Genomic DNA, 25,603 nt, shown 5'->3' on the forward strand with positions numbered 1-25,603 from the left:
GCGGTGCGGTCCTTCCCGGGCAGTACTGACCCCGTGGTCACCTGGTGGACGGCGCCTGGAGCTGGTTCGGGTCGGACTCTACGGACGACTTGGACGAACCCGAGTCCGACGCGCTGGCGCCGCTCGTGTTCCCAGCGTCGTCCTTGGCCGTCGCCGAGCTGTCCGTCGATCCGGTCGCGGCGCCGTTCTCCTTGCTGGTCGACGTGTCGCCCTGCTTCGCGACCATGGGGACGTCGTCGAGCAGCGAGTTCGGGACCTGGTTCGCGGTGTTGCCCGTCGCCTCGTCCGGGGTCGCCGGGGTGGGCGTGCCGTACACCCGGCCGGTCTTCGGGTCGAGGTACACCGGCGTCGAGTTCGCGATCATCCCGAGGGCCTGGGCGTTGCGCGCCAGGTTCTGCGGTGAGTCGAGCACACGGAGGTCCTCGGACAGCGACTGCTGGGTGCGGCTGAGCCGGGTCTGCTCCGCGGTCAGGGAGTTCAGCTCGTAGGCGCCCTGGCTGAGCACCATGCTGATGCCGAGCTGCGCCAGGAGCAGGGTGCCGAGCGCCGCGACCGCCACGATCGCGTAGGCGATGCGCGGACGTGCCCGACGCTGCGCCTTGGTCGGGGTGACCTCCACGAGTTCCGGTCGGTTGCGGGACGGGCGCGGTGCGCGCGACGGGGCGACGACGGGGTCGACGAGTGCGAGGTTCGTGCTCATGTCACTTCCGGATCCGCTCGGCCGCGCGGAGACGCACGGGTGTTGCTCGGGGGTTGGCGGCGCGTTCGGCCTCGTCGGCCAGTTCCGCGCCCTTGACGATCAGGGAGAAGGTGGGGGCGTGCTCGGGGAGCTCCACCGGCAGGTCGGCCGGCGCGCTCGACGTCGTCCGCTTGACGAGGGCCCGCTTGACGATGCGGTCCTCGAGCGACTGGTACGACTCGACGACGATGCGGCCACCCACGGCGATGGAGTCGAGTGCCGCCGGGATCGCCCGCTCCAGCACGCTGAGCTCCGTGTTGACCTCGATGCGGAGCGCCTGGAACACGCGCTTCGCCGGGTGGCCCTGCCGCTGGATGGCCACGGGGGTGGCGTCGTGGAGGACCTGCACGAGGTCGCCGGACATCGTGAACGGCGTCTCGGCGCGGCGCTCGACGATGGCCTTGGCGTACCGGCCGGCGAGCTTCTCCTCGCCGTAGCGCTGGAAGATCCGCCGGAGTTCGCCCTCGTCGTAGTCGGCGAGGACCTCGGCCGCGGTGATCCCCTGCGTCCGGTCCATCCGCATGTCGAGCGGGGCGTCCTGGCTGTAGGCGAAGCCGCGCTCGGCACGGTCCAGCTGCAGCGAGGAGACGCCGAGGTCGAACAGCACGCCGTCCACCTCGTCGAACCCCTCACCGCGGATCGCGTCGACGATCTCGTCGTAGACGGTGTGCACGAGGCGCACCCGGTCGCCGAAGCGGGCGAGCCGCTCCCCCGCGATGCCGAGCGCGTCGGTGTCCCGGTCGAGGCCGATGAGCGTCAGCTCCGGGAACCGCTCGAGCAGCCCCTCGGAGTGCCCGCCCATGCCGAGCGTCGCGTCGACGACGACCTTGCCCGGTCCCTCGAGCGTCGGCGTGAAGAGGTCCACGATGCGCTCGAGCATGACGGGGGTGTGTGGGAACCGTTCGGTCTCTGCCATGTCCAGCCCTGCTCTTCGTGGGCCACGGGTCCGGATCCCCATCCATACCGACCTGACACCGGGGAAGGTGCATCAGGGCGGACGGCTGGGAGTCCCGATCCGCGGATCAGAAGATGCCCGGGATCACCTCCTCGTCGTTCTCGGCGAAGGCCTCTTCGGCCTCGGCGTAGTAGGCCTCCCACGCGGTGGTCGACCAGATCTCGGCACGGTCACCGCTGCCGATGACCGTGAGGTCCCGCTCGAGCCCCGCGTACTCACGGAGGTTCTGCGGGATCGTCACGCGGTTCTGCTTGTCGGGCTGTTCTGCGCTGGCCCCCGAGAGGAACAGGCGCATGTAGTCCCTGGTGCGCTTCGACGTCATCGGCGCCTGACGAATGCGTTCGTGGAGTTCCTCGAACGTCCTGGCACTGAAGACCACCACGCAGCGCTCCTGCCCACGGGTCATCACGAGACCCCCGGACAGCTCGTCCCGGAACTTGGCGGGGAGGATCACGCGACCCTTCTCGTCCAGCTTCGGGGCATGGGTACCGAGCAGCACGTCGGGGCCTCCCCTCAGCTCCACCGGTTGTCGATGAGCCCCACGGTACTCCACTTCCCTCCACCGCGGTGGAAATCAGCTCCCCAAAACACCCCTGACACCCCTTTTGGGGTGCAGACGGGAGGCTCGACCCACCTCGGGCAGGCAGCACAAGCCCGGAATTCCGCGGTTCTCCCGCCATGGGTCACGTGGGGAGGAAAGTGGAGGGTTTTCGCAGCCCGCCCGACTCGGGATCCCGCCCGGGCACGAAAAACGGGGCCGGCCCGTGTGGGCCGACCCCGTGGAGGAGTGTGGAGTGGAGTCCTACTGACTCTGGTCGTTCCGCTTGTCCCAGCGGTCGTTCATGCGGTCCATGAACGAGCCACCCGACGGCGACGATCCGCGAGCACCACCGGACGACGGCGTCCGGGGAGCCTTGGACTTCGGCGCTCGCATCCCCGGGCGCAGCGCGAAGAGCACGCCCGCGAGCATGACGACGAAGCCGACGATGCCGATGAGGGGCTGGCGCAGGACCAACCCGAGGATGACGACGGCGACTCCAGCGAGCGCGCCCAGGACACCGAGTGTGATCGACGTGTAGGTCGGTCGCCCCTGTCGCCGGGTGACGCGCGCCACGAAGTCGGAGTCGTTCTGGTAGAGGCTGCGCTCCATCTCTTCGAGAAGTCGCTGCTCTTGCTCCGAGAGTGGCATCTTGATTCCCTCTTTGTCCCTGGGATCAACGCGTGGTCAGTGGACCGATTGTATGTCTCGGCCACCCACTAGGGTAGGGATCGTGGCTGAGAGTACGCGATTAGTGGACCTCGTTTCGGCTCGGATCGATCGAGCGCTCGACGAGCAACGTGATCGCCTCCTCGCGATCAGTCCCGACCTGGCTCCGTTCGACGAGTACGCGCGGGACCTGCTGTCCGGCGGCAAGCGGTTCCGGGCGCTGTTCTGCTACTGGGGATGGCAGTCGGTCGCCGGCCGTTCGGGCTCGTTCGACCCGCTCGCCGAGGGTGCGAGGCAGACCACGGCAGAGGCGGTCGTCACCGTCGCCGCCGCGCTCGAGGTCTTCCACGCCGCGGCCCTGGTGCACGACGACATCATGGACCGCTCGGACACCCGTCGTGGTCGTCCCGCCGCACACCGCCGCTTCGAGTCCCGCCACGAGGAGTCCGGGTGGGTCGGCGACCGTGCCCTCTACGGCACCAACTCCGCGCTGCTCCTCGGCGACCTGCTGCTCTCCCTGAGCGACGCCGTCTTCGACGAGGGCCTCGCGCTCCTCGACCCGGTCCGGGCGCGCATCGTCCGTCAGGAGTTCCACGCCATGCGGCTCGACGTCACGGCGGGCCAGTACCTCGACATCCACGAGGAGACGGCCTGGCCGACCGTGGACGAGAGCGAACAGCTCCTCCGCGCGCAGCGGGTCATCGTCTTCAAGTCGGCGAAGTACTCGGTCGAGGCACCCCTCGTCATCGGTGCACTCGTCGCCGGAGCGACCGAGTCCCAGCTCGAGGGCCTCCGCGCCTTCGGGCTCCCGCTCGGCGTCGCGTACCAGCTGCGCGACGACATGCTCGGCGTCTTCGGCGACCCGGAGCTCACGGGCAAGCCCGCCGGTGACGACCTGCGCGAGGGCAAGCGCACCGTCCTGATCGCCACGGCACGCAAGGCACTGCCGGGTGGAGCACGCTCGCTCCTCGACGAGCTGCTGGGCGACCCGGACCTCGACGAGGACCAGGTGCAGATGCTCCGCGCGACCCTCACCGAGTCCGGCGCCGTGACCGCGGTGGAGCGCTCGATCGACCGGCACGTGCAGCGTGCGAAGGCGGCGCTCGACGCCGCCCCGCTCACGCCGTCGGCGCGGGAGCAGCTCGCGACGCTCGCCGACACGGTCAGCCGCCGGTCCGCCTGATCCGCACCACCAACGGTCGGGAGGCGCGGTGCCAGCCGGCACCGGGCCTCCCGACCGGCGACCGGTCGCCGGGAGCCGACGGCGGCTAGAGGAGGGACTGCGCGATGCGGCGCACCTCGGCCTTGCGGCCGGCGCGCAGCGCGTTGATCGGCGAGTCGCCGATCGCGTCGTCCACCGTGAGCATCCAGCGCACGGCTTCGTCGTCCGAGAAGCCGTTGTCGTTCAGCACGATCAACGTGCCCCGGAGCTCGGGCCGCGGCTCACCGTCCTCGAAGAACTCGCTCGGGACGCGCAGCACACCGCCGATGCGGGCGGGCAGCAGGGTGCGCTGCTCGAACAGGCGGTGGACGCGGCCGGGGCTCACGCCGAGCATCTCGACGAGGTCCGGGACCGTCAACCAGCGTTCGGAAAGGGTCATGTCATCCGTGGGTGTGGCACTCACACGCCCATGTTGCCAGAGTGCCGCGGAACCGAGCACCAACTCACGAGTCACATTCGTCACACACTTCACACTCGACTCTCTGGTTGACTTGCGATTCACGACATGCCAGCGTGGAGCCACCTGTGAGTGCGCGCCTGCGTGCGCACGGCTCACCCGGAGACAGGAGCACACCGTGGACACCGAAGCCCAGGACCGCGCTCGACGCGCACGATCTGCACGATTCGCCACCATGCCGATCGTCCTCGCCGGGACGATCGCCGTGACCGCAGGCCTCACCGGCCCGGTCGCCCACGCCGAACCCCGCCACGACGACGACTCGAACAACAAGCGCCACGTGGACGAGGACCAGAACGTCGGGCACCGCTCGGTCTTCGGGACCGCGGTCGCCCGCCCGTCCCAGACCACGGTGACCACCGTCGCGTCGGTGCAGCAGGCTCCGACCACGTACACCGTGCGCCAGGGCGACACCGTCTCGGGCATCGCCGCCCGCTACGGACTCTCCGCGCAGGAGATCCTCGTGCGCAACGGACTGGGGTGGAACACGATCATCCACCCGGGCCAGTCGCTCCACCTCGCCTCGACGCCCGTCGCGACCACCGCCAGCGCGACCACCTCGTCGAGCGCGACGTACCACGTCAAGCAGGGCGACACGATCTCGGGCATCGCGGCCAGGGTCGGCGTGTCGACCAGTGCGCTCCTCGGCGCGAACAAGCTCTCGCTCGGCAGCGTCATCTACCCGGGCCAGTCCCTCACCGTGCCTCGCGCCGGGTCCTCGGCTCCGGCGGCAGCGGCCGCTGCTCCGACCGCTGCTGCCCCGGTCGCGGCTGCTCCGGCCGCCGCTGCTCCGGCCGCGTCGAAGGGCGGATCGGTGACCATCGGCAACGGTGACACCATCGCGTCGATCGCGGCCTCGCACGGCGTCTCCGTCTCGGCGCTGCTCTCCGCCAACGGCCTGACCTACACGAGCACGATCTACGCCGGCAGGACGCTCGTCCTGCCGTCGTCCGGACCGTCGCTCACCGCCGAGCAGCGCGCGAACGCCGAGACCATCGTCAGCGTCGGGCGCTCGCTCGGCGTGTCCGACCGGGGCCTCGTGATCGCGCTGGCCGCCGCCATGCAGGAGTCCGGTCTCCGGAACCTGTCCCACGGCGACCGCGACTCGGTCGGACTGTTCCAGCAGCGTCCGAGCCAGGGTTGGGGCACGGCGGCACAGCTGCAGGACCCGACCTACGCGACCAGGCTGTTCTTCGGCGGGAAGTCGAACCCGAACGCCGGGAAGACCGCTGGGCTCCTCGACATCCCGGGCTGGTCCACGAAGAGCGTGACGGACGCCGCGCAGGCCGTGCAGCTCTCCGCGTACCCGAAGGCGTACGCCCAGTGGGAGAAGTCGGCGACCGCCTGGCTGGCGACGCTCTGAACACGACCGCGAGCGGGCCCGGCTGCCGGTCCCGTGAGCGGTCCGGGGTCATCCGTTCGATCGAGATTGCATCACGACCGGTGCGCCGATGCGGTGTCGTGCACTCCGGATTCGTAGAATGCCGCCGATGAGCACGAACGCCGCCACGGATCCGATGATCGGTCGCATGATCGATCAGCGGTACCGCGTCCGATCCCGCATCGCGCGCGGGGGCATGGCGACCGTGTACCTCGCGACCGACGTCCGACTCGAGCGCAGGGTCGCGATCAAGATCATGCACGGCCACCTGGCCGACGACGCGGCCTTCCGCGAGCGCTTCATCCAGGAGGCCCGTTCCGCAGCACGGCTGTCGCACCCGAACCTCGTCGGCGTGTACGACCAGGGCGCAGAGGGCGACACCGCCTACATCGTCATGGAGTACATCCCGGGCATCACGCTCCGCGACCTCCTGCAGGAGCACCGCGCGCTGACGCCAGAACAGGCGACCGACATCATCCGCGCCGTGCTCGCCGGGTTGGCGTCCGCACACCGAGCCGGGATCGTGCACCGCGACCTCAAGCCCGAGAACGTGCTGCTCGCCGACGACGGCCGGATCAAGCTCGGCGACTTCGGGCTGGCCCGTGCGTCGACGCAGAACACCGCGACCGGAGCGGCGCTCCTCGGCACGATCGCGTACCTCTCCCCCGAGCTCGTCACGCGCGGAGCCGCCGACTCCCGCAGCGACATCTACGCCGTCGGCATCATGCTCTACGAGATGCTCACCGGCGAGCAGCCGTACAAGGGCGAGCAGCCGATGCAGATCGCCTACCAGCACGCCAACGACACCGTCCCCGCCCCGAGCGCCGTGGTCCCCGGCGTCCCGTCGGAGCTCGACGACCTGGTGGCATGGGCCACGGCGCGCGACCCCGACGACCGTCCGCGGGACGCCCGGGAGATGCTCGATCACATCACCGGCAACCAGCAGCGCGCGACCGGGCAGTACCGCACGGCGGTGCTCCGACCGGAGAACGCCACCGCGATCCTCCCGGCCGGCGCTCCCGGTCCTGACGCGTCCGACGCCACCACGGTCCTCGAGCCGCACGGCGGACGACAGCCATCGGGTGAGACCACAGCGGCGAAGCGTGCAGGCAAGAACGCCCCGGGACCACGACGCATCGGGGTGGACCCGAACGCGCTCTCCCCCGCCGGGCAGCGGCTCGCGGACAAGTCTGCGAAGCGACGCAAGCGCGGCTGGATCCTCCTCGCCGTCTTCGTCGTGCTGGCGTTGGTCGGTGCCGGCGTCGGCTGGTACCTCGGCCCAGGCCCTGGTGGCAACGTGCGGATCCCGCAGGTCGCCGGCAAGTCCGTGTCCCAGGCGCGCCAGTTGCTCGAGGCACAGGGCCTGCAGGCGGCGGACAAGACCGGTACCCGGTTCGACGCCGTCGTGGCGAAGGGGCAGGTGTCCGCGACGGCCCCCGCGGCGTCCCGAGAGGTCCGCAAGGGCACCTCCGTGCAGATCCTGGTGTCCGACGGCCCGAAGATGATCGCCCTCCCCGCGATCGTCGGGCAGTCGGTGTCGACCGCGCAGGCCGCGCTCGACGACGACTTCGACCTGCAGGACCCGCAGTACCAGTTCTCGGCCGACGTCGCGAAGGACACCGTCATCGCGGCGACCGGGCGGGACGCGGACGGCAACGGCGTCGACCTCACCACGGTCACCGAGTACGGCGAACGCGGCCCGATCACGCTCACGGTGTCGCTCGGCCCCGTGCCCGACGTCGTCGGCAAGTCCGCCGCCGATGCACAGGCGGCGCTCGAGGCCGTCGAGCTCACGGTCGGGTCGCAGGACCAGCAGTACAGCGACGACGTCCCGGAGGGACAGGTCATCTCCGCGAAGCCGCAGGACGACCCCGTCGTGCAGGGCACGGCCGTCGACCTCGTCGTGTCGAAGGGCCCGGCGCCGATCGCACTGCCCGACGTGCACGGCAAGACGATCAACCAGGCGACCTCGACCCTCGAGAACCTCGGGTTGAAGGTCTCGGTGCCCGACTGCACGAACATCCTCTGCGGTTTCTACGACTGGAAGGCGAGCCTGCCGGTCAGGTCCACGGACCCCGCCGCGGGGACCACGGTCCACAAGGGCGACACGATCACCCTGGCCTACGACCAGTAGCCGCGCGGTTCCGCCCGCGAGACGACGGACGGGAGGCCCGGTGCCAGCTGGCACCGGGCCTCCCGTCCGTCTCGTGGTCGCGATTACCGCGCGGTGTGCGGGTGCGCGCTCAGTTCCTCGGCCACGAGGAACGCCAGCTCCAGCGACTGCATGTGGTTCAGGCGCGGGTCGCACAGGGACTCGTAGCGGGTCGCGAGGGTGGCCTCGTCGATCTGCTCCGACCCGCCCAGGCACTCCGTGACGTCGTCGCCCGTGAGCTCGACGTGCATGCCACCCGGGTACGTGCCGGCTTCGCGGTGGACCTCGAAGAAGCCGAGGACCTCGTCCACGACGTCGTCGAACCGGCGCGTCTTGTAGCCGGTCGGCGTCGTCAGGCCGTTGCCGTGCATCGGGTCGGTCACCCACAGGGGGTTCGCGTCCATGCCCTTGATCGCCTCGAGGAGCTTCGGCAGCTCGTCGCGGATCTTGCCGGCACCCATGCGGGTGATGAAGGTCAGACGGCCGGGCTCGCGGTTCGGGTCGAGCTTCTCGATGAGCGCCTCCATGTCGGCGACCGACGTGGTCGGGCCGAGCTTGACGCCGATCGGGTTCCGCACGCGGGACAGGAAGTCCACGTGCGCGCCGTCGAGGTCACGCGTGCGCTCCCCGATCCAGATGAAGTGGCCCGACGTGTCGTACGCCTGGCCGGAGCGGGAGTCGATCCGGGTCATCGGGCGCTCGTAGTCCATGAGCAGGCCCTCGTGCGAGGCGAAGAACTCGACGTGCTTGAGCTGGTCGAAGTCCGCGCCGCACGCACCCATGAACCGGATGGCGCGGTCGATCTCCTTCGCGAGGTGCTCGTAGCGCGCGTTCGCCGGGTTCGACGCGAAGCCCTTGTTCCACGAGTGGACCTGGCGGAGGTCCGCGAACCCGCCCTGCGTGAATGCGCGGACGAGGTTCAGCGTGGACGCTGCCGTGTGGTACCCCTGCACGAGGCGACGGGGATCCGCCTGACGGCTCTCCGGCGTGAAGTCGTAGCCGTTCACGATGTCGCCGCGGTAGGCCGGCAGCGTCACGTCACCACGGGTCTCGAAGTCGCTCGAGCGCGGCTTGGCGAACTGCCCGGCCATGCGACCCATCTTGACGACGGGCATCGAGGCGCCGTACGTCAGCACGACGGCCATCTGCAGGATCGTCTTGACGCGGTCACGGATGGAGTCCGCGGTCGCTCCGGCGAAGGTCTCGGCGCAGTCACCGCCCTGCAGCAGGAAGGCCTTGCCCTGCGCCGCAGCAGCGAGGCGGTCGCGGAGCTGGTCCACCTCGCCCGCGAAGACGAGCGGCGGGAGCGTGGCGAGCTCGGCCGAGGCGGCCTCGGCGGCGGCCTGGTCGGGCCAGCTCGGCTGCTGCTTGATCGGGAGCGTCCGCCAATAGTCGAGGCCCTCGATCACGTCCGGATCCTGCAGGGCGACGAAGTCGGTCGACTCGAACAAGGGAGTACCTCGGTGTTCTGGGAGTTGGTCCGTCCCGGCGGGGATGCCGGGACCATCAGAGCCTAACGTGCAGGCGTGCCCTGGCGTTCCCGCATGACCTTCTCGCGCGCCGAGCTCGCACGCTCCTTGACGCTCGTCGCGTAGACGTCGGCGTACTCCTGCCGGCTGAGACCGGCGAGCTCGTGCATGACCTCGTCGGTGACGCTCCGCAGGATGAACCGGTCGGTCTCGAACCCCTGGAAGCGGGAGAAGTCGAGCGGCTTGCCGAAGACGACGCCGACGCGCTTGAACTTCGGGATGCGCTGCCCGATCTGCTGCACCTCTCGCGTGCCGATCATGGCGACGGGGATCACCACGACACGACCCTCGAGGATCATCCGCGCGATGCCGGTGCGGCCCCGGTAGAGCTTGCCGTCGGGGCTGCGCGTGCCCTCCGGGTAGATGCCGAGCTGCTCACCGCGCGCCAGGACCTGGAGCCCGGTGCGGAGCGAGGCCTCCGACGCCTTGCCGCCGGAGCGGTCGATCGGCAGCTGACCGATCGCGTTGAAGAACGTCTTCGTCGCCCAGCCCTTGAGCCCACGGCCGGTGAAGTAGTCGCTCTTCGCGAGGAACGACATCCGGCGGTCCAGCACGGCCGGCAGGATCACCGAGTCGATGAACGACACGTGGTTGGACGCGAAGATCACCGGTCCCGAGGTCGGGACGTTCTCGCGCCCGACCACCCACGGCCGGAACAGCGTGAGGATGAGCGGACCGAGCAGGAAGTTCTTCAGCAGCCAGTAGAGCATCGTCGACTCCGGTTCGGGTGGTGCGTCAGGCGGTGCGGGCGTGGATCCGTGCGAGGTCCGCGGCACCGACGACGCCGGCGTCGTTGACCAGCTCGGCGATGACGAACTCGGGCTCCGGGTGGTACCCACGGGCCGGCAGGTTGTTGAGGTAGGCCTGACGGATGGGCTCGAGCAGCCGCTCCCCCGCGCTCGCGACGCCGCCGCCGAACACGAACAGCTGCGGGTCGAGCACGGCGGACAGCGAGGCACACGCCTCACCGAGGTGCCGGCCGAGACGACGGAGCGCCGCGAGCGCACCGGGGTCGTCTGCCAGGATCAGGTCGCCGACGACCTTGCCGTCCAGGTGGCCGCCGTTGTCGTCGCGGGCCTGGGCGAGCGCGACGCCGATGCCGCCGGCGTCGGCGACGTCGTTCGCCATGCGCTGCAGCGCGCGACCGGAGCCGTACTGCTCGATGCAGCCGCGGGCGCCGCACCCACACGGCAGGCCGTTCGGGACGATGCGCAGGTGGCCGATCTCACCACCGGTGCCGAAGCCGCCGCGGAACAGACGGTCCTCCGTCACGATGGCCCCGCCGACACCGGTGCCGATGGTGAGCATCGTCATGTCCGACACGAGCCGGCCGGCACCGAAGCGGAACTCCGCCCAGCCGGCGGCGTTCGCGTCGTTGTCGACGGTGATGTGCAGGTCGCCGAGCCGCTGCTGCAGCTTCTGGCGGAGCGGTTCGTTCCGCCACCGGATGTTCGGCGTGTAGTAGACGATCGACTGCGACGCATCGATGAACCCCGGCGCCGCGACGCCGACGGCCCCGACGTCCTGAGAGTCGCGAAGTCGCGAGACCATCGCGACGACGTCGTCGAGCATTGCGTCCGGGTCCGCAGCGTTCGTGGCCACACGGTCCTCGGCGATGATCTCACCCAGTTCCGTGACGACCGCTCCCGCGATCTTGGTGCCCCCGATGTCGATTCCGATGGCGTGCACGAGGACCGAGCCTACCGGTTCGGTGCGTACTCATCGAACGCGCGACCTCGGGCCCTATGCTGGGAGCAGAGCTCTCGAAGATGAGAAGCACTCGAATCGAATCGGCCGACAAGGGAGTCACCGTGAACGATCAGCGGCCCGCCACAACCAGCGCAGCCACCACCCCGTCCAGCCAGGCCCCCGTCGCGCCCGACCACGGTTCGGCAGCGCGTCTGCTCGCCGACCGCGCACGGCTCACGCCGGACCGTCCGATCCTCGGAGAACGCCACGGCGACACCTGGACGACGATCCCCGCGTCCGACGTCCTGGCGCGTGTCCGCGGCATCGCCAAGGGGTTCGTCGCCGCCGGGCTCGAACCCGGCGCGCACGTCGCGATCCTCTCGCGGACCCGACTCGAGTGGACGCTCGTCGACTTCGCGATGTGGACCGCCGGGCTGGTCTCGGTCCCGGTCTACGAGACGAGTTCCCCCGACCAGATCCGGTGGATCCTCGGGGACTCCGAGTCCGTGGCGATCGTCGTCGAGCAGGAGGAGCACGCCCGCCGCGTCGCCGGCATCGCACCCGACCTGCCGCACCTCGGGCAGCACTGGACGATCGACGGCGGTGGACTCGACGACCTGACCCGGCTCGGCGAGGACGTCACCGACGAGGAGCTCGACGCCCGCACCGCAGCGGTGCACGGGCACGACGACGCCACGATCATCTACACCTCGGGCACCACCGGTCGCCCGAAGGGGTGCGTGCTCCGGCACGACAACTTCACGGGCACGGTCGAGGGGGCAGCCGAGGCGATGCCCGAGGTCGTCGCCGACGACGCGTCCACACTCCTCTTCATCCCGATGGCCCACGTGTTCGCGCGGTTCATCGCCGTGATGAGCGTCGCCGAGGGCGTCCTCGTCGGCCACGAGCCCGACACGAAGGACCTCATGCAGGCCGTGTCGACGTTCAAGCCGACGTTCCTGCTCGCGGTGCCGCGGGTGTTCGAGAAGATCTACAACTCGGCCGAGCAGAAGGCGGACCTCGGGGGGCGGGGCAGGATCTTCCGCGCAGCCGCCGACACCGCCGTCGCGCACTCCCAGGCCCTCGCGGCCGGCAAGGTGCCCCTCGTGCTGTCGCTGAAGTTCCGTCTGTTCGACAAGCTCGTCTACGCCAAGCTCCGCGACGCGATCGGTGGTCGCGTCCGGTACGCCATCAGCGGCTCCGCTCCCCTGTCGCCCCGGCTGTCGCACTTCTTCCGCTCGATCGGGGTGCTCATCCTCGAGGGCTACGGCCTCACCGAGACCACGGCGCCCGCCACCGTGAACCGCGCAGCCGAGCTCCGCATCGGGAGCGTCGGTCGGGCACTCCCCGGCGTCGAGATCCGCATCGCCGACGACGAGGAGATCCTGATCCGCGGCGTCGACGTCTTCGACCGGTACTGGAAGAACCCCGAGGCGACCGCGAAGGCCTTCGCCGACGGCTGGTTCCGCACCGGCGACCTCGGCCGGCTCGACGGCGACGGCGTGCTCACGGTCACCGGACGCGCCAAGGAGCTCATCGTCACCGCGAGCGGTAAGAACGTGGCACCGGCGCCGCTCGAGGACGGTGTGCGCGAGCACCCGCTCGTCGGGCAGGTCGTCGTGGTCGGCGAGGGCAAGCCCTTCGTGGCCGCGCTCGTGACCCTCGACCGGGACATGCTCCCCGGGTGGTGCGAGGCACGCGGCATCAGCCCGGCGCTGTCCGCCCACGAGGCCGCCTACGACGAGCGTGTGCTCGCCGCCGTACAGGACGCCGTCGACACCGCGAACGGGCGGGTCTCCCGTGCCGAGTCCGTGCGGTCGTTCACGATCCTCGACACGGAGCTGACGGAGGCGTCCGGGCACCTCACGCCGAAGCTGACGATCAAGCGGAACGTCGTGCTCAAGGACTTCGCGGCGGACATCGAGCACATCTACTCGGGCTCGAAGGTGCAGACGACGGCGACGCCGGTGGTGCAGGGACGCAGGCGGTCCCGCGCGTAGGAGGTCGAATCGCGCGTAGGAGGTCGGTTGTTCCGGCCGCCTACGCGCGAATCGGCTTTCGATTGCGGGTGCGATGGGTCGGAACGCGACCGCAAGGAGGCCCGGTGCCGGTCCCAGGGACCGGCACCGGGCCTCCAGTGCGTTGCGTTCATGGCGTGCGGTGCGTCGTCGAGGGCACCGCGCGCGGTCAGCCGTTCTGCTGCTGCTGCACGTCCGTGGGCTCGAGCACGGCGGTCGCCGACGTCGTCGACTGGACCGGCTCGGGGCGGCGGTTCGTGCGGGTGCGGTGCGAGCTGAGCTCGTCGTCCTGAGGTGCCATCGTGCGTCCTGTGGGGGGTGGGAAACCGTGTCGGTGGGGATCCCGACCCGGACACGGTACCTCCTCGTCAGGACATGGCGACAATCCCGCGTCCGGGTGTCACGAACGTGCGGGGAACCGCAGCCGCGCGTGCGGGATCAGCGGCGCATGACGACGGGTGCCGCGGCGTACCGGGTCGCCTCGCTGCCGTCCGGGTGCCGCAGGGTGACCTTGACCCAGTACCGCCCCGGTGCCATCGAACCGAGCGCGAACTTCGCCCCGTTCGTCCCCTTCGCGACCGCGACGTCCTTCGCGATCGCCACGTACCCGCGGCTCCCCGGCGGGTGCATCCCGACCGCGACCGTGGCCGTCGAGCCGGCGACCCACGCCGCGTCGTGGAACTGCACCGTCGTCGAGCCCGCCGCCGCCGGGTCGGCGCGGAGGTGCAGGGACCGGAGGTGCCACGTGGCGGCTCCCGGGTCCTCGTTCGGGTCGAACCGCAGGCCGGTCACCGTTCGACCACCCCAGCCGAGGCGGGGAGCGATCGCGTTCTCGTCGAGCGGGTCACCTGCGGTGAGGTCGAGGGTCACCTCCGACTGGTTGCCGGAGTCGTAGGTCAGGATGTCGTTGCTGATCTGCGGCGTTCCCGACCCGGACACGTTCCAGATGAGCCGCGCCATCTTCCCGCCACCGGGATTGCCGGACAGGTCGAACTTGCCGTCGTAGGACATGTCGAACTGCAGGTAGTGGTAGGTGTTGCCGGAGAACGCGGACACCGGGAACAGCACCCTGGGGTCGTTCTGCGCGGGCCCGGCGTTCCGCGCCGTGATCCCCCGTGCGTCGCGCGCCAGGAGGGTGGCGTCCTGGTAGCGCACCGCCCCCGTCGCCGGTGCCGATCGGAAGTCCCATGAACGACCGCGCTGGACGGCAGCGAGGTCGGCGCCCTGCGACGGGTTCGGCGAGTCGACGACGAGCTGCGGCAACGGGGTCACGGTGTACGCGCCGTACGCTCCCGGCGGCATCGCCGCGTGCGGGTGCGCCGCGTCCGGTGCGGCGTGCAGCCGGACCCAGTCGATCTTCGCCGTCCCCGCCTTCGCGGTGTGCGCAGGCAGGACGACCGGGTCGAACCGGACGACGACCATCTTCGCCGAGCGCCACGCACGCTTGCCGAGCAGGGTCGACGAGGCGGCGAGGTCGAGGTCGTAGGTGTTCTTCCCCTGCACGGTCGGGAAGGTCACACCGCCGCCGCAGGCCGCGGTCTGCTCCCGGCAGGTGAACCAGTAGACCGCGCCGATGCGGTTCGCCAGCGGCTGGTCCATCGAGAACGACAGCCGCGTGTACTTCGCGGTGTCGACCGGCTGGAGTGCACCGTCGCGACCGAACGGCACGCTGCCGGAGATCGAGTGCACGAGCATCACCGAGTCGCCGTCCGTGAGGTCCACGTTGAGCGAGCCGCCGGAGACACCGGACGGCGCCGCCGTGAAGCTGGTGTTCGCGTCGCCGGAGTTCGTGAAGTCCCAGGCGTCGCCGTAGACGTCGGTGGCGTAGTCGGCCGCCTCGCGCTCGGTGCTGGTCGCAGCCGTCGCCGGTGCGGTCGACGCACCCGTTGCCGTCGCCGTCGTCACGGCGGTCGCCGCCGCGATGACGGCCAGCGTCAGTGCGACCACCCGCCGCGTGGTCGTGGTCCGTCGTTCCATGGTGCGCCCCTGCCCCGTCGTGGTGAACGGGTCGAACCTACGTGGAACCAGGCCGGAGCGGACCCCCACGATCGGGTGTCCGCCACTTCGGGGACAAGTCGGTCCTAGTGGAACCAGTCCTGTTCGCGGATGTCGCGGAGCGCCTGCCTGCGGGTCTCCGGGGCCAGCGTCATCACGTAGACGGTGCCGTCGAGGTGGTCGACCTCGTGCTGGAGCGCCTCGGCCATGAGCCCCGTTCCCTCGAGCACGACCTCGTTGCCGTCGACGTCCACGCCACGGACCTTGGCGTAGGGGTGACGGGTCGTCGGGTACGAGAGCCCGGGGACGGACAGGCAGCCCTCGTCCATGAGCTCGGGCTCCCCGGACACCTCGACGACCTCGGGGTTCAGGACGTACCCGACCTCGCCGTCGACGTTGTAGGAGAACGCGCGCAGGCCGACACCGATCTGCGGGGCCGCGACGCCGGCGCGCCCCGGCTCCTGCACGGTGTCGACGAGGTCCTGTACGAGGTCGCGGATGCCCGCGCTGCCGAGTTGCTCGGGTCGGATCGGGTCCGCCGGGGAGCGGAGGACGGGGTCGCCGAAGAGGCGGATGGGACGGACGGTCACGTTACTGCAGCACCACCAGGAGGTCGCCGGCGTCCACCTGTTGGGTCGCCGGGATCGCGAGACGGCCGACGGTGCCCGCGACGGGCGCCGTGATGGCCGCTTCCATCTTCATCGCCTCGATGCTCGCCACCGGCGCACCGGCTTCGACGACGTCACCGACGGCGACCTTGAGCGTCACCACGCCGGAGAACGGCGCCGCGACGTGCTTCGGGTCGGACTTGTCCGCCTTCTCGGCGGCCTTCGTCTCGACGTGGATCGAGCGGTCGCGGACGTACACCGGGCGGAGCTGGCCGTTGAGCGTCGCCATGACCGTCCGGATGCCGCGCTCGTCCGCTTCACCGATCGCCTCGAGCCCGACGAGCAGGTTCACGCCCTTGCCGAGCGGCACGACGTGCTCCTCGCCGGGACGCAGGCCGTAGAGGTAGTCGACGGTCGAGACGACGGAGAGGTCGCCGAAGTCGTCCCTGACCTGCTGGAACGCCTTCGTCGGGCCGGCGAACAGCAGCCGGTTCAGGGCCTGCCGGCGGTCGGCGCCCGGGGTCTCGAGTGCCGTGCGCTCGTCGTCGGGCACCGGGGTGATGGTCGGGACGATGTCGCGTCCGGCCAGCACCTTCGTCCGGAACGGCTCCGGCCATCCGCCGGGTAGCTCACCGAGCTCACCGGCCATGAAGCCGATCACCGAGTCCGGGATGTCGTACTTCTGCGGGTTCTCCTCGAAGTCGGCCGGATCGGCGTCCACGGCCGCGAGCTGCAGCGCGAGGTCGCCGACGACCTTCGACGACGGCGTGACCTTCGTCGGGCGACCGAGGATCCGGTTCGCTTCGGCGTACCAGTCCTCGACCTGCTCGAAGCGGTCGCCGAGGCCGAGCGCGATGGCCTGCTGTCGGAGGTTCGACAGCTGGCCGCCCGGGATCTCGTGCTTGTAGACCCGGCCGGTCGGACCCGCGAGACCCGACTCGAACGGTGCGTACACGCGACGGACCGCCTCCCAGTAGGGCTCGAGGTCGCCGACCGCGTCCAACGAGATGCCGGTGTCGCGCTCGGTGTGTGCGAGGGCCGCGACGAGGGCGGACATGCTCGGTTGGCTCGTCGTCCCCGCCATCGGTGCCGCCGCGACGTCGACCGCGTCGGCGCCGGCACGCGCGGCAGCGAGGAGCGTCGCGAGCTGTCCGCCGGCGGTGTCGTGCGTGTGCACGTGCACCGGCTGGTCGAACCGCTCCCGCAACGCGGTCACGAGCTTCTCGGCGGCGCCGGCACGGAGGAGCCCCGCCATGTCCTTGATGCCGATGACGTGCGCGCCGGCGTCCACCATCTGCTCCGCGAGGCGCAGGTAGTAGTCGAGCGTGTAGAGGTCCTCGGCGGGGTCGAGGAGGTCGCCGGAGTAGCAGAGGGCCGCCTCGGCGACCGCGGTGTCCGTCGCGAGCACGGCGTCGAGCGCCGGTCGCAGCTGACTGACGTCGTTCAGGGCGTCGAACACGCGGAACACGTCCACGCCGGTGGCCGCGGCCTCGGCGACGAACGCGTCGGTGACCTCGGTCGGGTATGGCGTGTACCCGACGGTGTTGCGCCCGCGCAGGAGCATCTGGATCGGGATGTTCGGCATCGCCTCGCGCAGGGACGCCAGGCGCTCCCACGGATCCTCGCCGAGGAAGCGGAGCGCGACGTCGTAGGTCGCGCCGCCCCATGCCTCCATGCTGAGCAGCTCCGGGGTCAGCCGCGCCACGGACGGCGCCACGGCGACGAGGTCCTTGCTGCGGACCCGCGTCGCGAGGAGCGACTGGTGGGCGTCGCGCATCGTCGTCTCGGTGACGGCGAGGGCGGTCTGCTGGCGGAGGGCCCTCGCCCATCCGACCGGACCCAGCTGCAGCAGCTTCTGGCGCTGACCGGCCGGCGGTTCCGCGGTGAGGTCGACGGTCGGCAGCTTCAGCGCCGGGTCGACGATCTGCGCGCCGGGTTCGCCGTTCGGCTTGTTCACCGTGACGTCGGCGAGCCAGTTGACGACCTTCGTGCCGCGGTCTTTGGACACGTGTCCGCTGAACAGCTGCGGACGTTCGCCGATGAACGCGGTCGAGATGTCGCCCCGCGCGAAGTCGGGGTCCTCGAGCACGGCCTGCAGGAACGGGATGTTCGTGCTGACCCCGCGGATGCGGAACTCGGCGAGGGCGCGCTTGGCACGGGCGACGGCGGTCGGGAAGTCCCGGCCGCGGCACGTCATCTTCGCGAGCATCGAGTCGAAGTGCGGGCTGATCTGCGCGCCGGTGGCGACCGTGCCGCCGTCGAGGCGGACCCCGGCGCCACCAGGGCTGCGGTAGGTGGTGATCCGCCCGGTGTCCGGTCGGAAGCCCTGGGTCGGGTCCTCGGTCGTGATGCGGGTCTGCAGCGCGGCGCCGTGCACGGACACGGTGTCCTGCGACAGGCCGAGGTCGGCGAGGGTCTCCCCCGCGGCGATGCGCATCTGCGACTGCACGAGGTCGACGTCGGTCACCTCTTCGGTCACGGTGTGCTCGACCTGGATGCGCGGGTTCATCTCGATGAAGACGTGCTGCCCGGCACGCTCCCCGACGGTGTCGAGCAGGAACTCGACGGTTCCGGCGTTCACGTAGCCGATCGAGCGGGCGAAGGCCACGGCGTCGCGGTGCAGTGCCCGTGCGATCGACGGATCGAGGTTCGGCGCAGGCGCGATCTCCACGACCTTCTGGTTGCGGCGCTGCACGGAGCAGTCCCGCTCGAAGAGGTGGATCGTCCCGGCCTCGGTCCCGGTGGCGTCGGCGAGGATCTGCACCTCGATGTGCCGCGGACGCAGGACCGCCTGTTCCAGGAACATCGTGGGGTCGCCGAACGCGCTGTCGGCCTCGCGCATCGCTTCTTCGAGCGCCGGACGCAGCTCGGCCGGGGTCTCGACGCGGCGCATGCCACGACCGCCACCACCGGCGACGGCCTTGGCGAAGACCGGGAACCCGATCGCCTCGGCGCCGGCGACCAGCTCGTCGACGTCGCGGCTCGCCGGGGTGCTCGCGAGGACCGGCACGCCGGCCGCGATCGCGTGCTCCTTCGCGGTGACCTTGTTGCCGGCCATCTCGAGGACGTGCTCGCCGGGTCCGATGAACGTGATCCCGTTCGCGGCGGCAGCGGCGGCGAGGTCCGGGTTCTCGGACAGGAAGCCGTAGCCGGGGTAGATCGCGTCCGCACCGGATTCCCGGGCGACGCGGATGATCTCCGACACGTCGAGGTAGGCGCGGACCGGGTGGCCCCGCTCGCCGATCAGGTACGCCTCGTCCGCCTTGAGACGGTGCAGCGAGTTCCGGTCCTCGTATGGGTAGACGGCGACGGTGCGGGCGCCGAGTTCGTACGCCGCGCGGAACGCGCGGATCGCGATCTCGCCACGGTTGGCGACCAGGATCTTGCGGAACACGCGGGCCCTTTCAGCGCTGGGTCAGGTGAGACAACCCTACTGGCGGTAACGTTGCTCAACGTGCATGTACTCAGCGTGAGCTCTCTCAAGGGCGGTGTCGGCAAGACGACGGTCACACTCGGTCTGACCTCGGCCGCGTTCGCCAAGGGTCTGCGAACGCTGGTGGTCGATCTCGACCCCCAGTCCGACGTCTCCACCGGCCTCGACATCAACATCGCCGGCCACCTCAACGTGGCCGACGTACTCGAGAACCCGAAGGAGAAGATCGTCCGCCAGGCCATCGCGCCGTCCGGCTGGACGAAGGGTTCGCAGGGCAAGATCGACGTCATGGTCGGCTCCCCCTCCGCCATCAACTTCGACGGGCCGCACCCGTCGATCCGCGACATCTGGAAGCTCGAGGAAGCGCTCGCCAACGTCGAGCAGGACTACGAGCTCGTCCTCATCGACTGCGCGCCGTCGCTCAACGCCCTCACCCGCACCGCGTGGGCCGCGTCCGACCGCGTGACCGTCGTCACCGAGCCCGGGCTCTTCTCCGTGGCCGCCGCCGACCGTGCCCTCCGCGCGATCGAGGAGATCCGCCGCGGACTCTCCCCCCGCCTGCAGCCGCTCGGCATCATCGTGAACCGTGCCCGCGTGCAGTCCCTCGAGCACCAGTTCCGCATCAAGGAACTCCGCGACATGTTCGGTCCGCTCGTGCTCTCGCCGCAGTTGCCCGAGCGTACGTCGCTCCAGCAGGCCCAGGGTGCCGCGAAGCCCCTGCACGTGTGGCCCGGCGAGTCCGCACAGGAGATGGCGCGCAACTTCGACCAGCTCCTCGAGCGCATCATGCGGACGGGCAAGATCGGCCCCTACGCCGACGGCGCTGCCGCGGCCATCGCCGAGTAGCGCTGCTCCGCACAGGAGACCCCCGCAGGGACGACCTGCCACGATGGGACGACCGGTCACGAGGCTCGACCGGTCACGACTCCCCGCTCAGGTTGCGGCGAAGGTCACGAACCGTCGGCTGGACCACGAACAAGCGACGGTTCCTGACCTCTCGCCGTGTGGTCGGCGACGTGTCGTGACCGCTCGGCGCGCACTCGGCGACATGGCGCGACCGCTCGGCGCGCGCTCGACAGGTGCCCCCGACCGGATGCCGCTGATACCCACCCAGTCCCGGCAAGCGCTACCGCTTACCGGTCACCGGTCACCGGTCACCGGTCACAACTCCCCGCTCACGTCCCGCGACGTGTCGCAAATCGTCGATCGACGTGCGCGCGAGCGACGGTCCTCGACCGCTCGACGGGTGACGTGCGGGAAGTCGTGGCCACTCGGCAAGCGGCGAGCGGGGGGGAAAGGGGGGAAGGGCGGCGTCAGGAAGCGCCTGCGCCTGCGCGGCGTCAGGAAGCGCGGGTTGCTCGGCGTGCGGCGAGCTCGTCGGCCGGGTCGGCCGCGGGCGTCGCGTCGAGTTCGACGAGCGAGGACTCCACCTCGCGCAGGACCTTGCCGACCGCGATGCCGAACACGCCCTGCCCGCGGGACACCAGGTCGATGACCTCGTCGTCCGAGGTGCACAGGTAGACCGATGCGCCGTCGGACATCAGCGTGGTCTGCGCGAGGTCGGACACACCGGACTCGCGGAGCTGGTTGACGGCGGTCCGGATCTGCTGGAGCGAGATGCCGGTGTCGAGGAGTCGCTTGACGAGCTTCAGGACGAGGATGTCCCGGAAGCCGTAGAGCCGCTGCGAACCGGACCCCGCGGCGCCGCGGATCGTCGGCTGCACGAGCTCGGTGCGAGCCCAGTAGTCGAGCTGGCGGTAGCTGATGCCGGCTGCCTTGGCGGCGACGGTGCCGCGGTAGCCGTTCTGCTCGTCGTGCTCCGGGAGTCCGTCGGTGAAGAGCAACCCGAGGTCGTACCGCGTCATGTCTGACGGGGTACCGGGGGTTTCGTTCCCACTCATTGGACTGCCTTCCAGGACGATCGAGCCCTCATCCGAAGCTTCAACGACGGGTTGAGAGTTGTGCCGAGGTCCACGGTAGCGACTCCGATGGCTCCGACGCGGGACATCCGACTCGGCGCGTCCGGCGTGTCGAGGATACGCCCCGGCACACGGGCCCCACCAGGGCGGTTCACGCGTCCATCCGGCCGATGGCGGCGCGGATCAGGTTGGACCGGATGACCTCGAGGTGCCCGGAGATCTCCCGCGCGAGCTCGAGGGCCTTCGCCTTCGAGGTCGCGTCGCCCCGCCGCGAGACGGGCATCAGCGCGGACTCGATGAGGCCGACCTCGCGCTCGGCGGTCGAGCGGAAGGTGCGGAGGTGCCGCGGCTCGATGCCGGTCCGCTGCAGCTCGACGAGGGCTTTGAGCACGACGACCGAGTCCTCGCCGAAAGTGTCGGTCGCCGGCAGCAGCGAGGCGGACACCGCGTCGGAGAGCAGCATCGGCGTGGCGCCGGCCGCTCGGACGAGGTCGTCGCGGGAGTACCGCTTCTCGCCGCCCAGGATGGACGGCTTCGGCCCGTCGCCACCGCCGGGCAGCACGGGCTCGCGCCCGGCGTCGAGGTCGGCGAGGTACTCCTTGATGACCTTGAGCGGCAGGTAGTGGTCCCGCTGCAGGCCGAGGACGACACGAAGCCGGTCGACGTCGGCCGGGGAGAACTTGCGGTAGCCGCTGGCCGTGCGGACGGGTGTGACGAGCTCGCGCTCTTCGAGGAACCGCAGCTTGGAGCTCGAGAGGTCCGGGAAGTCGGGCTTCAGCCGAGCGATGACCTGGCCGATCGTCAGCAGGTCCGCGGCCGGCGAACCCGACCGCGCTGCGGCCGAGCGGGCGGCCACTACGCGTTCGCCAGGCGCGCCAGGTCGACCCGGGATGCGTAGAACGTCAGGCGGAACTTGCCGACCTGGACCTCTGCCCCGTCGGACAGCGGCGCTTCGTCGATGCGGTCGCCGTCGAAGTACGTGCCGTTCAGCGAACCGAGGTCCTTGACCGTGAAGGCCGTCCCGGCACGGAGGAACTGCGCGTGCTTCCGGGACACCGTGACGTCGTCGAGGAAGATGTCCGCATCGGGGTGGCGACCGGCCGTCGTGACGTCGGAGTCGAGCAGGAAGCGGGCACCGACGTTCGGGCCGCGACGGACGACGAGCAGCGCCGACCCGGAGGGCAGGGCGTTGATGGCGTCGCGTTCTTCCGGCGAGACACCGGACTCGGGCGTGAGTGCCGCGCCCATGTCCATGCTGAAGGTCAGCGTCGTGTCGACCAGCCGCTGCTCCGGGGGTCGTTGTCCCTCAGGCTGCGGGACCACTGGATCTGGCATCGTGGACCTCCTCCTCTTGGCAACCCAGCGTATCGGAAACGACCGACCGAGCGAGAGTCCCGTACCCGGGTGACACGACCTGTCCGCGACGAGCGGACAGCGGTGCGCGACCGGACGACGGACAGGAGGCCCGGTACCAGCTGGTACCGAGCCTCCCGTCCGTCAGTCGCCGGCCTGCAGGCCGGACAGGATCTCCTTGATCTCGGAGTCCTTGAGCTTGACCCACGGCGAGCCGTCCGGGTCACTGGTGGAGGCCTGCGGACTGTCGCCCGTGTTCCACCACTTCGCCTGGTAGGGCACGCCGCCGAACAGCACACGGTCGCCGGTGTCGTACTGCTTCGTCCCGGTCCACGCGTCGTACGTGCCGGCCGGCAAGGTGACCTGCTTCACCGGCTTCTCACCCTTCAGGACGGGGCCGATGAGCTGCCACGGCGTCTCGTAGGCGCTCAGCACCGGGTCGTCCGGCAGGTCGCCCGACGTCCACCACTTCGCCTCGTAGACGTTGTGGTGCCAGACGATCTTGGTGCCCTCCAGGTACGAGGCGTCCGTGTTCCACACCGGGTACGGGCTCGTCGACGGGTCATCGGTCGGCTGCACGGTGGACGAGGGCTCCGCCGTGGTGACGTCGGCCGCCGCGGCGACGATCCCGCCGGTGAAGCCCTTGCCGAGGGCGTCGGCGAAGAGCTTCCCGCCCTGGTCGATCCCGGAGCAGGAGTTCGACACGGTCGAGAGGTTCACGTAGTTCGACCCGCAGGTGGTGTCCCGGTTGAGCGGGCCGGACGGGAGGCTCGGCTCGGCTCCGCCACGGACGTCGCGGCAGGGCGTCGCGGCAGGAGGTCACGACGGCCGATCACGGCACGCGTCCGCAGCAGGCGGTCGTCAGCGACCGCGCGCGAGCAACCAGAGCAGGTACGGCGCGCCGACGACGCCGGTGACGACGCCGACCGGCAGGGCGTTCCCGGGGATCGCGAACTGGGCGATGAGGTCGCTCGCGAGCACGATCACGGCGCCGACCGCGGCCGAGACACCCAGCGCCACACGACCGCCCCCGACGAGCCGTCTGGAGATCGGCGCCGCCATCAGGGCGACGAACGACACCGGCCCCGCGGTCGCGACGGCTGCCGCGGTGAGGCACACGGCGGTCAGGAGGAGCAGGAGTTTCGCACGGTTCGGTCGCAGGCCGAGTGCGGCCGCCACGTCGTCGCCGAGCGTCAGGACGGTCAGTCGCGGTGACTGCAGGAGCGCCAGCACCATGAGCACGACGAACGCCACCACGAGCACACCGACGACGCTCCGGTCGACCGCGTTGAGACTGCCGGAGAGCCAGAGGAGTGCCGTCCCCGCCTGTTGCACGGAGCCGCTCGTGAGCATCCAGCCGGTCACGCTCAGGGACATCGCCGCGACCCCGATGCCGACGAGGACCACGCGGTTGCCCGTGATGCCCCTCCGCCACGCGAGCGCAGCGATGACCAGCGACACGACGAGGGCACCGACGAGCACCGTCCAGAACAGTCCGATGCCGGAGACCCCGAACAGCACGATCGCGGTCAGCCCGGACGCGCTCGCGCCGGAGGTGATGCCGATCACGTCGGGGCTGGCGATGGGGTTCCTGACGACGCTCTGCACGATGCCGCCCGCGACGCCGAGGCTGGCCCCGACGAGGAGCGCCGCGAGGGTCCTCGGCCCGCGGAGCTGCCCGATCACGAAGTCCGAGATCGTGTCCCCGTGCCCGAACAGCGCCTGGACGACCTGAGCGGGCGAGAGCGGGATCTCGCCCACGCCGAGCCCGACGAGCACGAGCCCGACCAGCACGACGAGGACGGAGCCGAGCACGACGAGCTCACGACGCGCCGCCCCGAGCCGGGGCCGAGTCCGGGCCCGGGTCTGGTCGGTGGTGCTCACAGCCCCGTCACCGCCTTCGACCGGACCAGGGCGATGAACACCGGCGCACCGATCAAGGCCGTGACGATGCCGACCTGCAGCTCCCCCGGGTACGCGACGACCCGGCCGATGACGTCGGCGACGAGCAGCAGGGCCGGTGCGACGATGGCGGACAGCAGGATCGTCCACCGGTGGTCGGGACCGCTCAGTCGGCGGACGGCGTGCGGCACGGCGAGCCCGACGAACGCGATGGGCCCGGCAGCGGCGACCGCCGAGCCGGCGAGCAGCACGGTGACGAGGCCACCGACGGCCCGGACGAGCACGACGCGCTGGCCGAGCGACGCGGCGAGCTCGTCGCCGAGTGCGAGCGTGTTGAGCGAACGACCGAGGGCGAACGCGATGCACAGTCCGACGAGCACCGGGACCGTGACGACCCCGGCGGTGCCGAGGTCCTTGCCCGCCAGCGCGCCGACCTGCCAGAACCGCAGCTGGTCGAGGAGGCTCTGGCTCGTCACGAGGACCGCGGTCGAGATGGACGCGAGCGCCGCGGCGACCACGGCCCCGGACAGCGCGAGGCCGACGGGCGTCAGCCCCCGCCTGGCGACCGCGGCGATGCCGTAGACGAGCAGTGCGGCGAGCGCGGCACCGGCGAAGGCGAACGGCAGGTACTCGGCCGTCCCACTGATGCCGAAGACCGCGATGCCCGTCACGACGGCCAGGGCCGCGCCGGAGTTGATGCCGAGGATGCTCGGGTCGGCGAGCGGGTTGCGGGTGACCCCCTGCATCACGGCGCCGGCGACCCCGAGGGCTGCGCCCGCGAGCAAACCGACGAGGGTGCGCGGGACGCGGTTGCCGAGCACGATGAGCCCGATCTCGTCGTTCCGGCCCGGGTGCAGCACGGTGTCGAGCACCGTCCCCAGCGGGATCGGCCGCGACCCGAACGCGACGCTCATGGCGACGGCCACGGCGAGCACCAGGACGGCGATGACCGTCGCACCGACGAGTCGGGGCACGGAACGGGGCGCCGGCGGCGCTGGTGACGGGGAACGCATGAGGAGTAAGGCAACCCTAACGTCTCGCGGG

Annotated in this window: 23 protein-coding genes; 5 read left to right on the plus strand and 18 right to left on the minus strand. The window is 70.6% G+C overall.

What is annotated here, in order from left to right; translation table 11 throughout:
* Positions 1-37: 37 nt before the first annotated feature.
* From ACEN9V_RS03870 to ACEN9V_RS03885, 4 genes are all read right to left on the minus strand, one after another.
* On the minus strand, positions 38-700 hold the full coding sequence (locus ACEN9V_RS03870) for a hypothetical protein (protein ID WP_413602202.1): 663 nt from the start codon (positions 698-700) through the stop codon (positions 38-40).
* A gap of 1 nt (position 701) precedes the next feature.
* Entirely contained in the window at positions 702-1,655 is a 954-nt protein-coding gene (rsmH, locus tag ACEN9V_RS03875; protein WP_402728432.1) for a 16S rRNA (cytosine(1402)-N(4))-methyltransferase RsmH, read from the minus strand.
* Positions 1,656-1,761: 106 nt separating this feature from the next.
* A complete protein-coding gene (gene mraZ, locus ACEN9V_RS03880; RefSeq protein WP_144759890.1) occupies positions 1,762-2,193 on the minus strand; it encodes a division/cell wall cluster transcriptional repressor MraZ in 432 nt (143 codons plus the stop codon).
* 303 nt (positions 2,194-2,496) lie between these two features.
* The gene (locus ACEN9V_RS03885) at positions 2,497-2,883 is read right to left on the minus strand and encodes a DUF3040 domain-containing protein (RefSeq protein WP_281264176.1); all 387 of its coding nucleotides are present in this window, start codon (positions 2,881-2,883) and stop codon (positions 2,497-2,499) included.
* An 82-nt stretch (positions 2,884-2,965) separates the two neighbouring features.
* On the opposite strand from ACEN9V_RS03885, the gene ACEN9V_RS03890 reads away from it, so the two are divergent.
* Positions 2,966-4,084 carry a polyprenyl synthetase family protein gene (locus ACEN9V_RS03890; RefSeq protein WP_281264175.1) on the plus strand — a complete coding sequence of 373 codons (1,119 nt, stop codon included), beginning with the start codon at positions 2,966-2,968 and terminating at the stop codon, positions 4,082-4,084.
* Positions 4,085-4,169: 85 nt separating this feature from the next.
* Here ACEN9V_RS03890 and ACEN9V_RS03895 read toward each other — a convergent pair whose 3' ends face one another.
* Entirely contained in the window at positions 4,170-4,502 is a 333-nt protein-coding gene (locus ACEN9V_RS03895) for an Rv2175c family DNA-binding protein (protein ID WP_281264174.1), read from the minus strand.
* Positions 4,503-4,755: 253 nt separating this feature from the next.
* On the opposite strand from ACEN9V_RS03895, the gene ACEN9V_RS03900 reads away from it, so the two are divergent.
* Both ACEN9V_RS03900 and pknB read left to right on the plus strand, forming a co-directional pair.
* Positions 4,756-5,943 carry a LysM peptidoglycan-binding domain-containing protein gene (locus tag ACEN9V_RS03900; RefSeq protein WP_413602203.1) on the plus strand — a complete coding sequence of 396 codons (1,188 nt, stop codon included), beginning with the start codon at positions 4,756-4,758 and terminating at the stop codon, positions 5,941-5,943.
* Between the two features lie 127 nt (positions 5,944-6,070).
* A complete protein-coding gene (gene pknB, locus ACEN9V_RS03905) occupies positions 6,071-8,095 on the plus strand; it encodes a Stk1 family PASTA domain-containing Ser/Thr kinase (protein WP_413602204.1) in 2,025 nt (674 codons plus the stop codon).
* Positions 8,096-8,178: 83 nt separating this feature from the next.
* On the opposite strand, the gene ACEN9V_RS03910 is transcribed toward pknB, so the two are convergent.
* The 3 genes from ACEN9V_RS03910 to ACEN9V_RS03920 form a co-directional block, all read right to left on the minus strand.
* A complete protein-coding gene (locus tag ACEN9V_RS03910) occupies positions 8,179-9,522 on the minus strand; it encodes a class II 3-deoxy-7-phosphoheptulonate synthase (RefSeq protein WP_281267567.1) in 1,344 nt (447 codons plus the stop codon).
* A 104-nt stretch (positions 9,523-9,626) separates the two neighbouring features.
* Positions 9,627-10,352, minus strand: coding sequence for a lysophospholipid acyltransferase family protein (locus ACEN9V_RS03915; RefSeq protein WP_413602205.1), 726 nt, complete (start codon positions 10,350-10,352; stop codon positions 9,627-9,629).
* A 25-nt stretch (positions 10,353-10,377) separates the two neighbouring features.
* A complete protein-coding gene (locus tag ACEN9V_RS03920) occupies positions 10,378-11,331 on the minus strand; it encodes an ROK family glucokinase (RefSeq protein ID WP_413602206.1) in 954 nt (317 codons plus the stop codon).
* Positions 11,332-11,453: 122 nt separating this feature from the next.
* Between ACEN9V_RS03920 and ACEN9V_RS03925 the strand changes: the two genes are divergently transcribed.
* Positions 11,454-13,331 (plus strand): AMP-dependent synthetase/ligase, encoded by a 1,878-nt coding sequence (locus ACEN9V_RS03925; RefSeq protein ID WP_413602207.1) that lies wholly within the window; start codon positions 11,454-11,456, stop codon positions 13,329-13,331.
* 187 nt (positions 13,332-13,518) lie between these two features.
* Here ACEN9V_RS03925 and ACEN9V_RS03930 read toward each other — a convergent pair whose 3' ends face one another.
* The 4 genes from ACEN9V_RS03930 to ACEN9V_RS03945 all read right to left on the minus strand — a co-directional run bounded on the left by ACEN9V_RS03930 (position 13,519) and on the right by ACEN9V_RS03945 (position 19,346).
* Positions 13,519-13,650, minus strand: a complete 132-nt coding sequence (locus ACEN9V_RS03930) for a hypothetical protein (RefSeq protein WP_413602208.1) — start codon at positions 13,648-13,650, stop codon at positions 13,519-13,521.
* Positions 13,651-13,787: 137 nt separating this feature from the next.
* Positions 13,788-15,326, minus strand: a complete 1,539-nt coding sequence (locus ACEN9V_RS03935; protein ID WP_413602209.1) for a hypothetical protein — start codon at positions 15,324-15,326, stop codon at positions 13,788-13,790.
* Between the two features lie 104 nt (positions 15,327-15,430).
* Positions 15,431-15,934: a peptide deformylase gene (locus ACEN9V_RS03940; protein ID WP_413602210.1), complete on the minus strand. Its 504-nt coding sequence runs from the start codon at positions 15,932-15,934 to the stop codon at positions 15,431-15,433.
* Position 15,935: 1 nt separating this feature from the next.
* A complete protein-coding gene (locus ACEN9V_RS03945; protein ID WP_413602211.1) occupies positions 15,936-19,346 on the minus strand; it encodes a pyruvate carboxylase in 3,411 nt (1,136 codons plus the stop codon).
* A gap of 60 nt (positions 19,347-19,406) precedes the next feature.
* On the opposite strand from ACEN9V_RS03945, the gene ACEN9V_RS03950 reads away from it, so the two are divergent.
* A complete protein-coding gene (locus tag ACEN9V_RS03950) occupies positions 19,407-20,231 on the plus strand; it encodes a ParA family protein (protein ID WP_281264164.1) in 825 nt (274 codons plus the stop codon).
* 494 nt (positions 20,232-20,725) lie between these two features.
* Here ACEN9V_RS03950 and ACEN9V_RS03955 read toward each other — a convergent pair whose 3' ends face one another.
* From ACEN9V_RS03955 to ACEN9V_RS03980, 6 genes are all read right to left on the minus strand, one after another.
* Positions 20,726-21,250 carry a MerR family transcriptional regulator gene (locus tag ACEN9V_RS03955; protein ID WP_144759900.1) on the minus strand — a complete coding sequence of 175 codons (525 nt, stop codon included), beginning with the start codon at positions 21,248-21,250 and terminating at the stop codon, positions 20,726-20,728.
* Between the two features lie 205 nt (positions 21,251-21,455).
* A complete protein-coding gene (locus tag ACEN9V_RS03960) occupies positions 21,456-22,160 on the minus strand; it encodes a MerR family transcriptional regulator (protein ID WP_281264162.1) in 705 nt (234 codons plus the stop codon).
* Positions 22,160-22,639, minus strand: a complete 480-nt coding sequence (locus tag ACEN9V_RS03965; RefSeq protein WP_413602212.1) for an FHA domain-containing protein — start codon at positions 22,637-22,639, stop codon at positions 22,160-22,162. The genes ACEN9V_RS03960 and ACEN9V_RS03965 overlap by 1 nt, the downstream gene beginning before the upstream one ends.
* A gap of 162 nt (positions 22,640-22,801) precedes the next feature.
* A complete protein-coding gene (locus ACEN9V_RS03970; RefSeq protein ID WP_413602213.1) occupies positions 22,802-23,377 on the minus strand; it encodes a carbohydrate-binding protein in 576 nt (191 codons plus the stop codon).
* A 141-nt stretch (positions 23,378-23,518) separates the two neighbouring features.
* Positions 23,519-24,541, minus strand: coding sequence for a FecCD family ABC transporter permease (locus tag ACEN9V_RS03975; RefSeq protein WP_413602214.1), 1,023 nt, complete (start codon positions 24,539-24,541; stop codon positions 23,519-23,521).
* Complete coding sequence (locus ACEN9V_RS03980) at positions 24,538-25,572, minus strand: FecCD family ABC transporter permease (protein ID WP_413602215.1); 1,035 nt, start codon at positions 25,570-25,572, stop codon at positions 24,538-24,540. Before ACEN9V_RS03980 ends, ACEN9V_RS03975 begins: the two co-directional genes overlap by 4 nt.
* Between the last annotated feature and the right edge of the window lie 31 nt (positions 25,573-25,603).

Source organism: Curtobacterium sp. Curtsp57, from assembly GCF_047324335.1.
Taxonomy (GTDB): Bacteria; Actinomycetota; Actinomycetes; order Actinomycetales; family Microbacteriaceae; genus Curtobacterium.

Coding starts and splice junctions, on each gene's coding strand:
- ACEN9V_RS03900 (WP_413602203.1), top strand. CDS start 4,756: ATGCCGATCGTCCTCGCCGGGACGATCGCCGTGACCGCAGGCCTCACC.
- ACEN9V_RS03915 (WP_413602205.1), bottom strand. CDS start 10,352: ATGCTCTACTGGCTGCTGAAGAACTTCCTGCTCGGTCCGCTCATCCTC.
- ACEN9V_RS03965 (WP_413602212.1), bottom strand. CDS start 22,639: ATGCCAGATCCAGTGGTCCCGCAGCCTGAGGGACAACGACCCCCGGAG.
- ACEN9V_RS03870 (WP_413602202.1), bottom strand. CDS start 700: ATGAGCACGAACCTCGCACTCGTCGACCCCGTCGTCGCCCCGTCGCGC.
- ACEN9V_RS03885 (WP_281264176.1), bottom strand. CDS start 2,883: ATGCCACTCTCGGAGCAAGAGCAGCGACTTCTCGAAGAGATGGAGCGC.
- ACEN9V_RS03930 (WP_413602208.1), bottom strand. CDS start 13,650: ATGGCACCTCAGGACGACGAGCTCAGCTCGCACCGCACCCGCACGAAC.
- ACEN9V_RS03935 (WP_413602209.1), bottom strand. CDS start 15,326: ATGGAACGACGGACCACGACCACGCGGCGGGTGGTCGCACTGACGCTG.
- rsmH (WP_402728432.1), bottom strand. CDS start 1,655: ATGGCAGAGACCGAACGGTTCCCACACACCCCCGTCATGCTCGAGCGC.
- ACEN9V_RS03980 (WP_413602215.1), bottom strand. CDS start 25,572: ATGCGTTCCCCGTCACCAGCGCCGCCGGCGCCCCGTTCCGTGCCCCGA.
- pknB (WP_413602204.1), top strand. CDS start 6,071: ATGAGCACGAACGCCGCCACGGATCCGATGATCGGTCGCATGATCGAT.
- ACEN9V_RS03955 (WP_144759900.1), bottom strand. CDS start 21,250: ATGACGCGGTACGACCTCGGGTTGCTCTTCACCGACGGACTCCCGGAG.
- ACEN9V_RS03895 (WP_281264174.1), bottom strand. CDS start 4,502: ATGACCCTTTCCGAACGCTGGTTGACGGTCCCGGACCTCGTCGAGATG.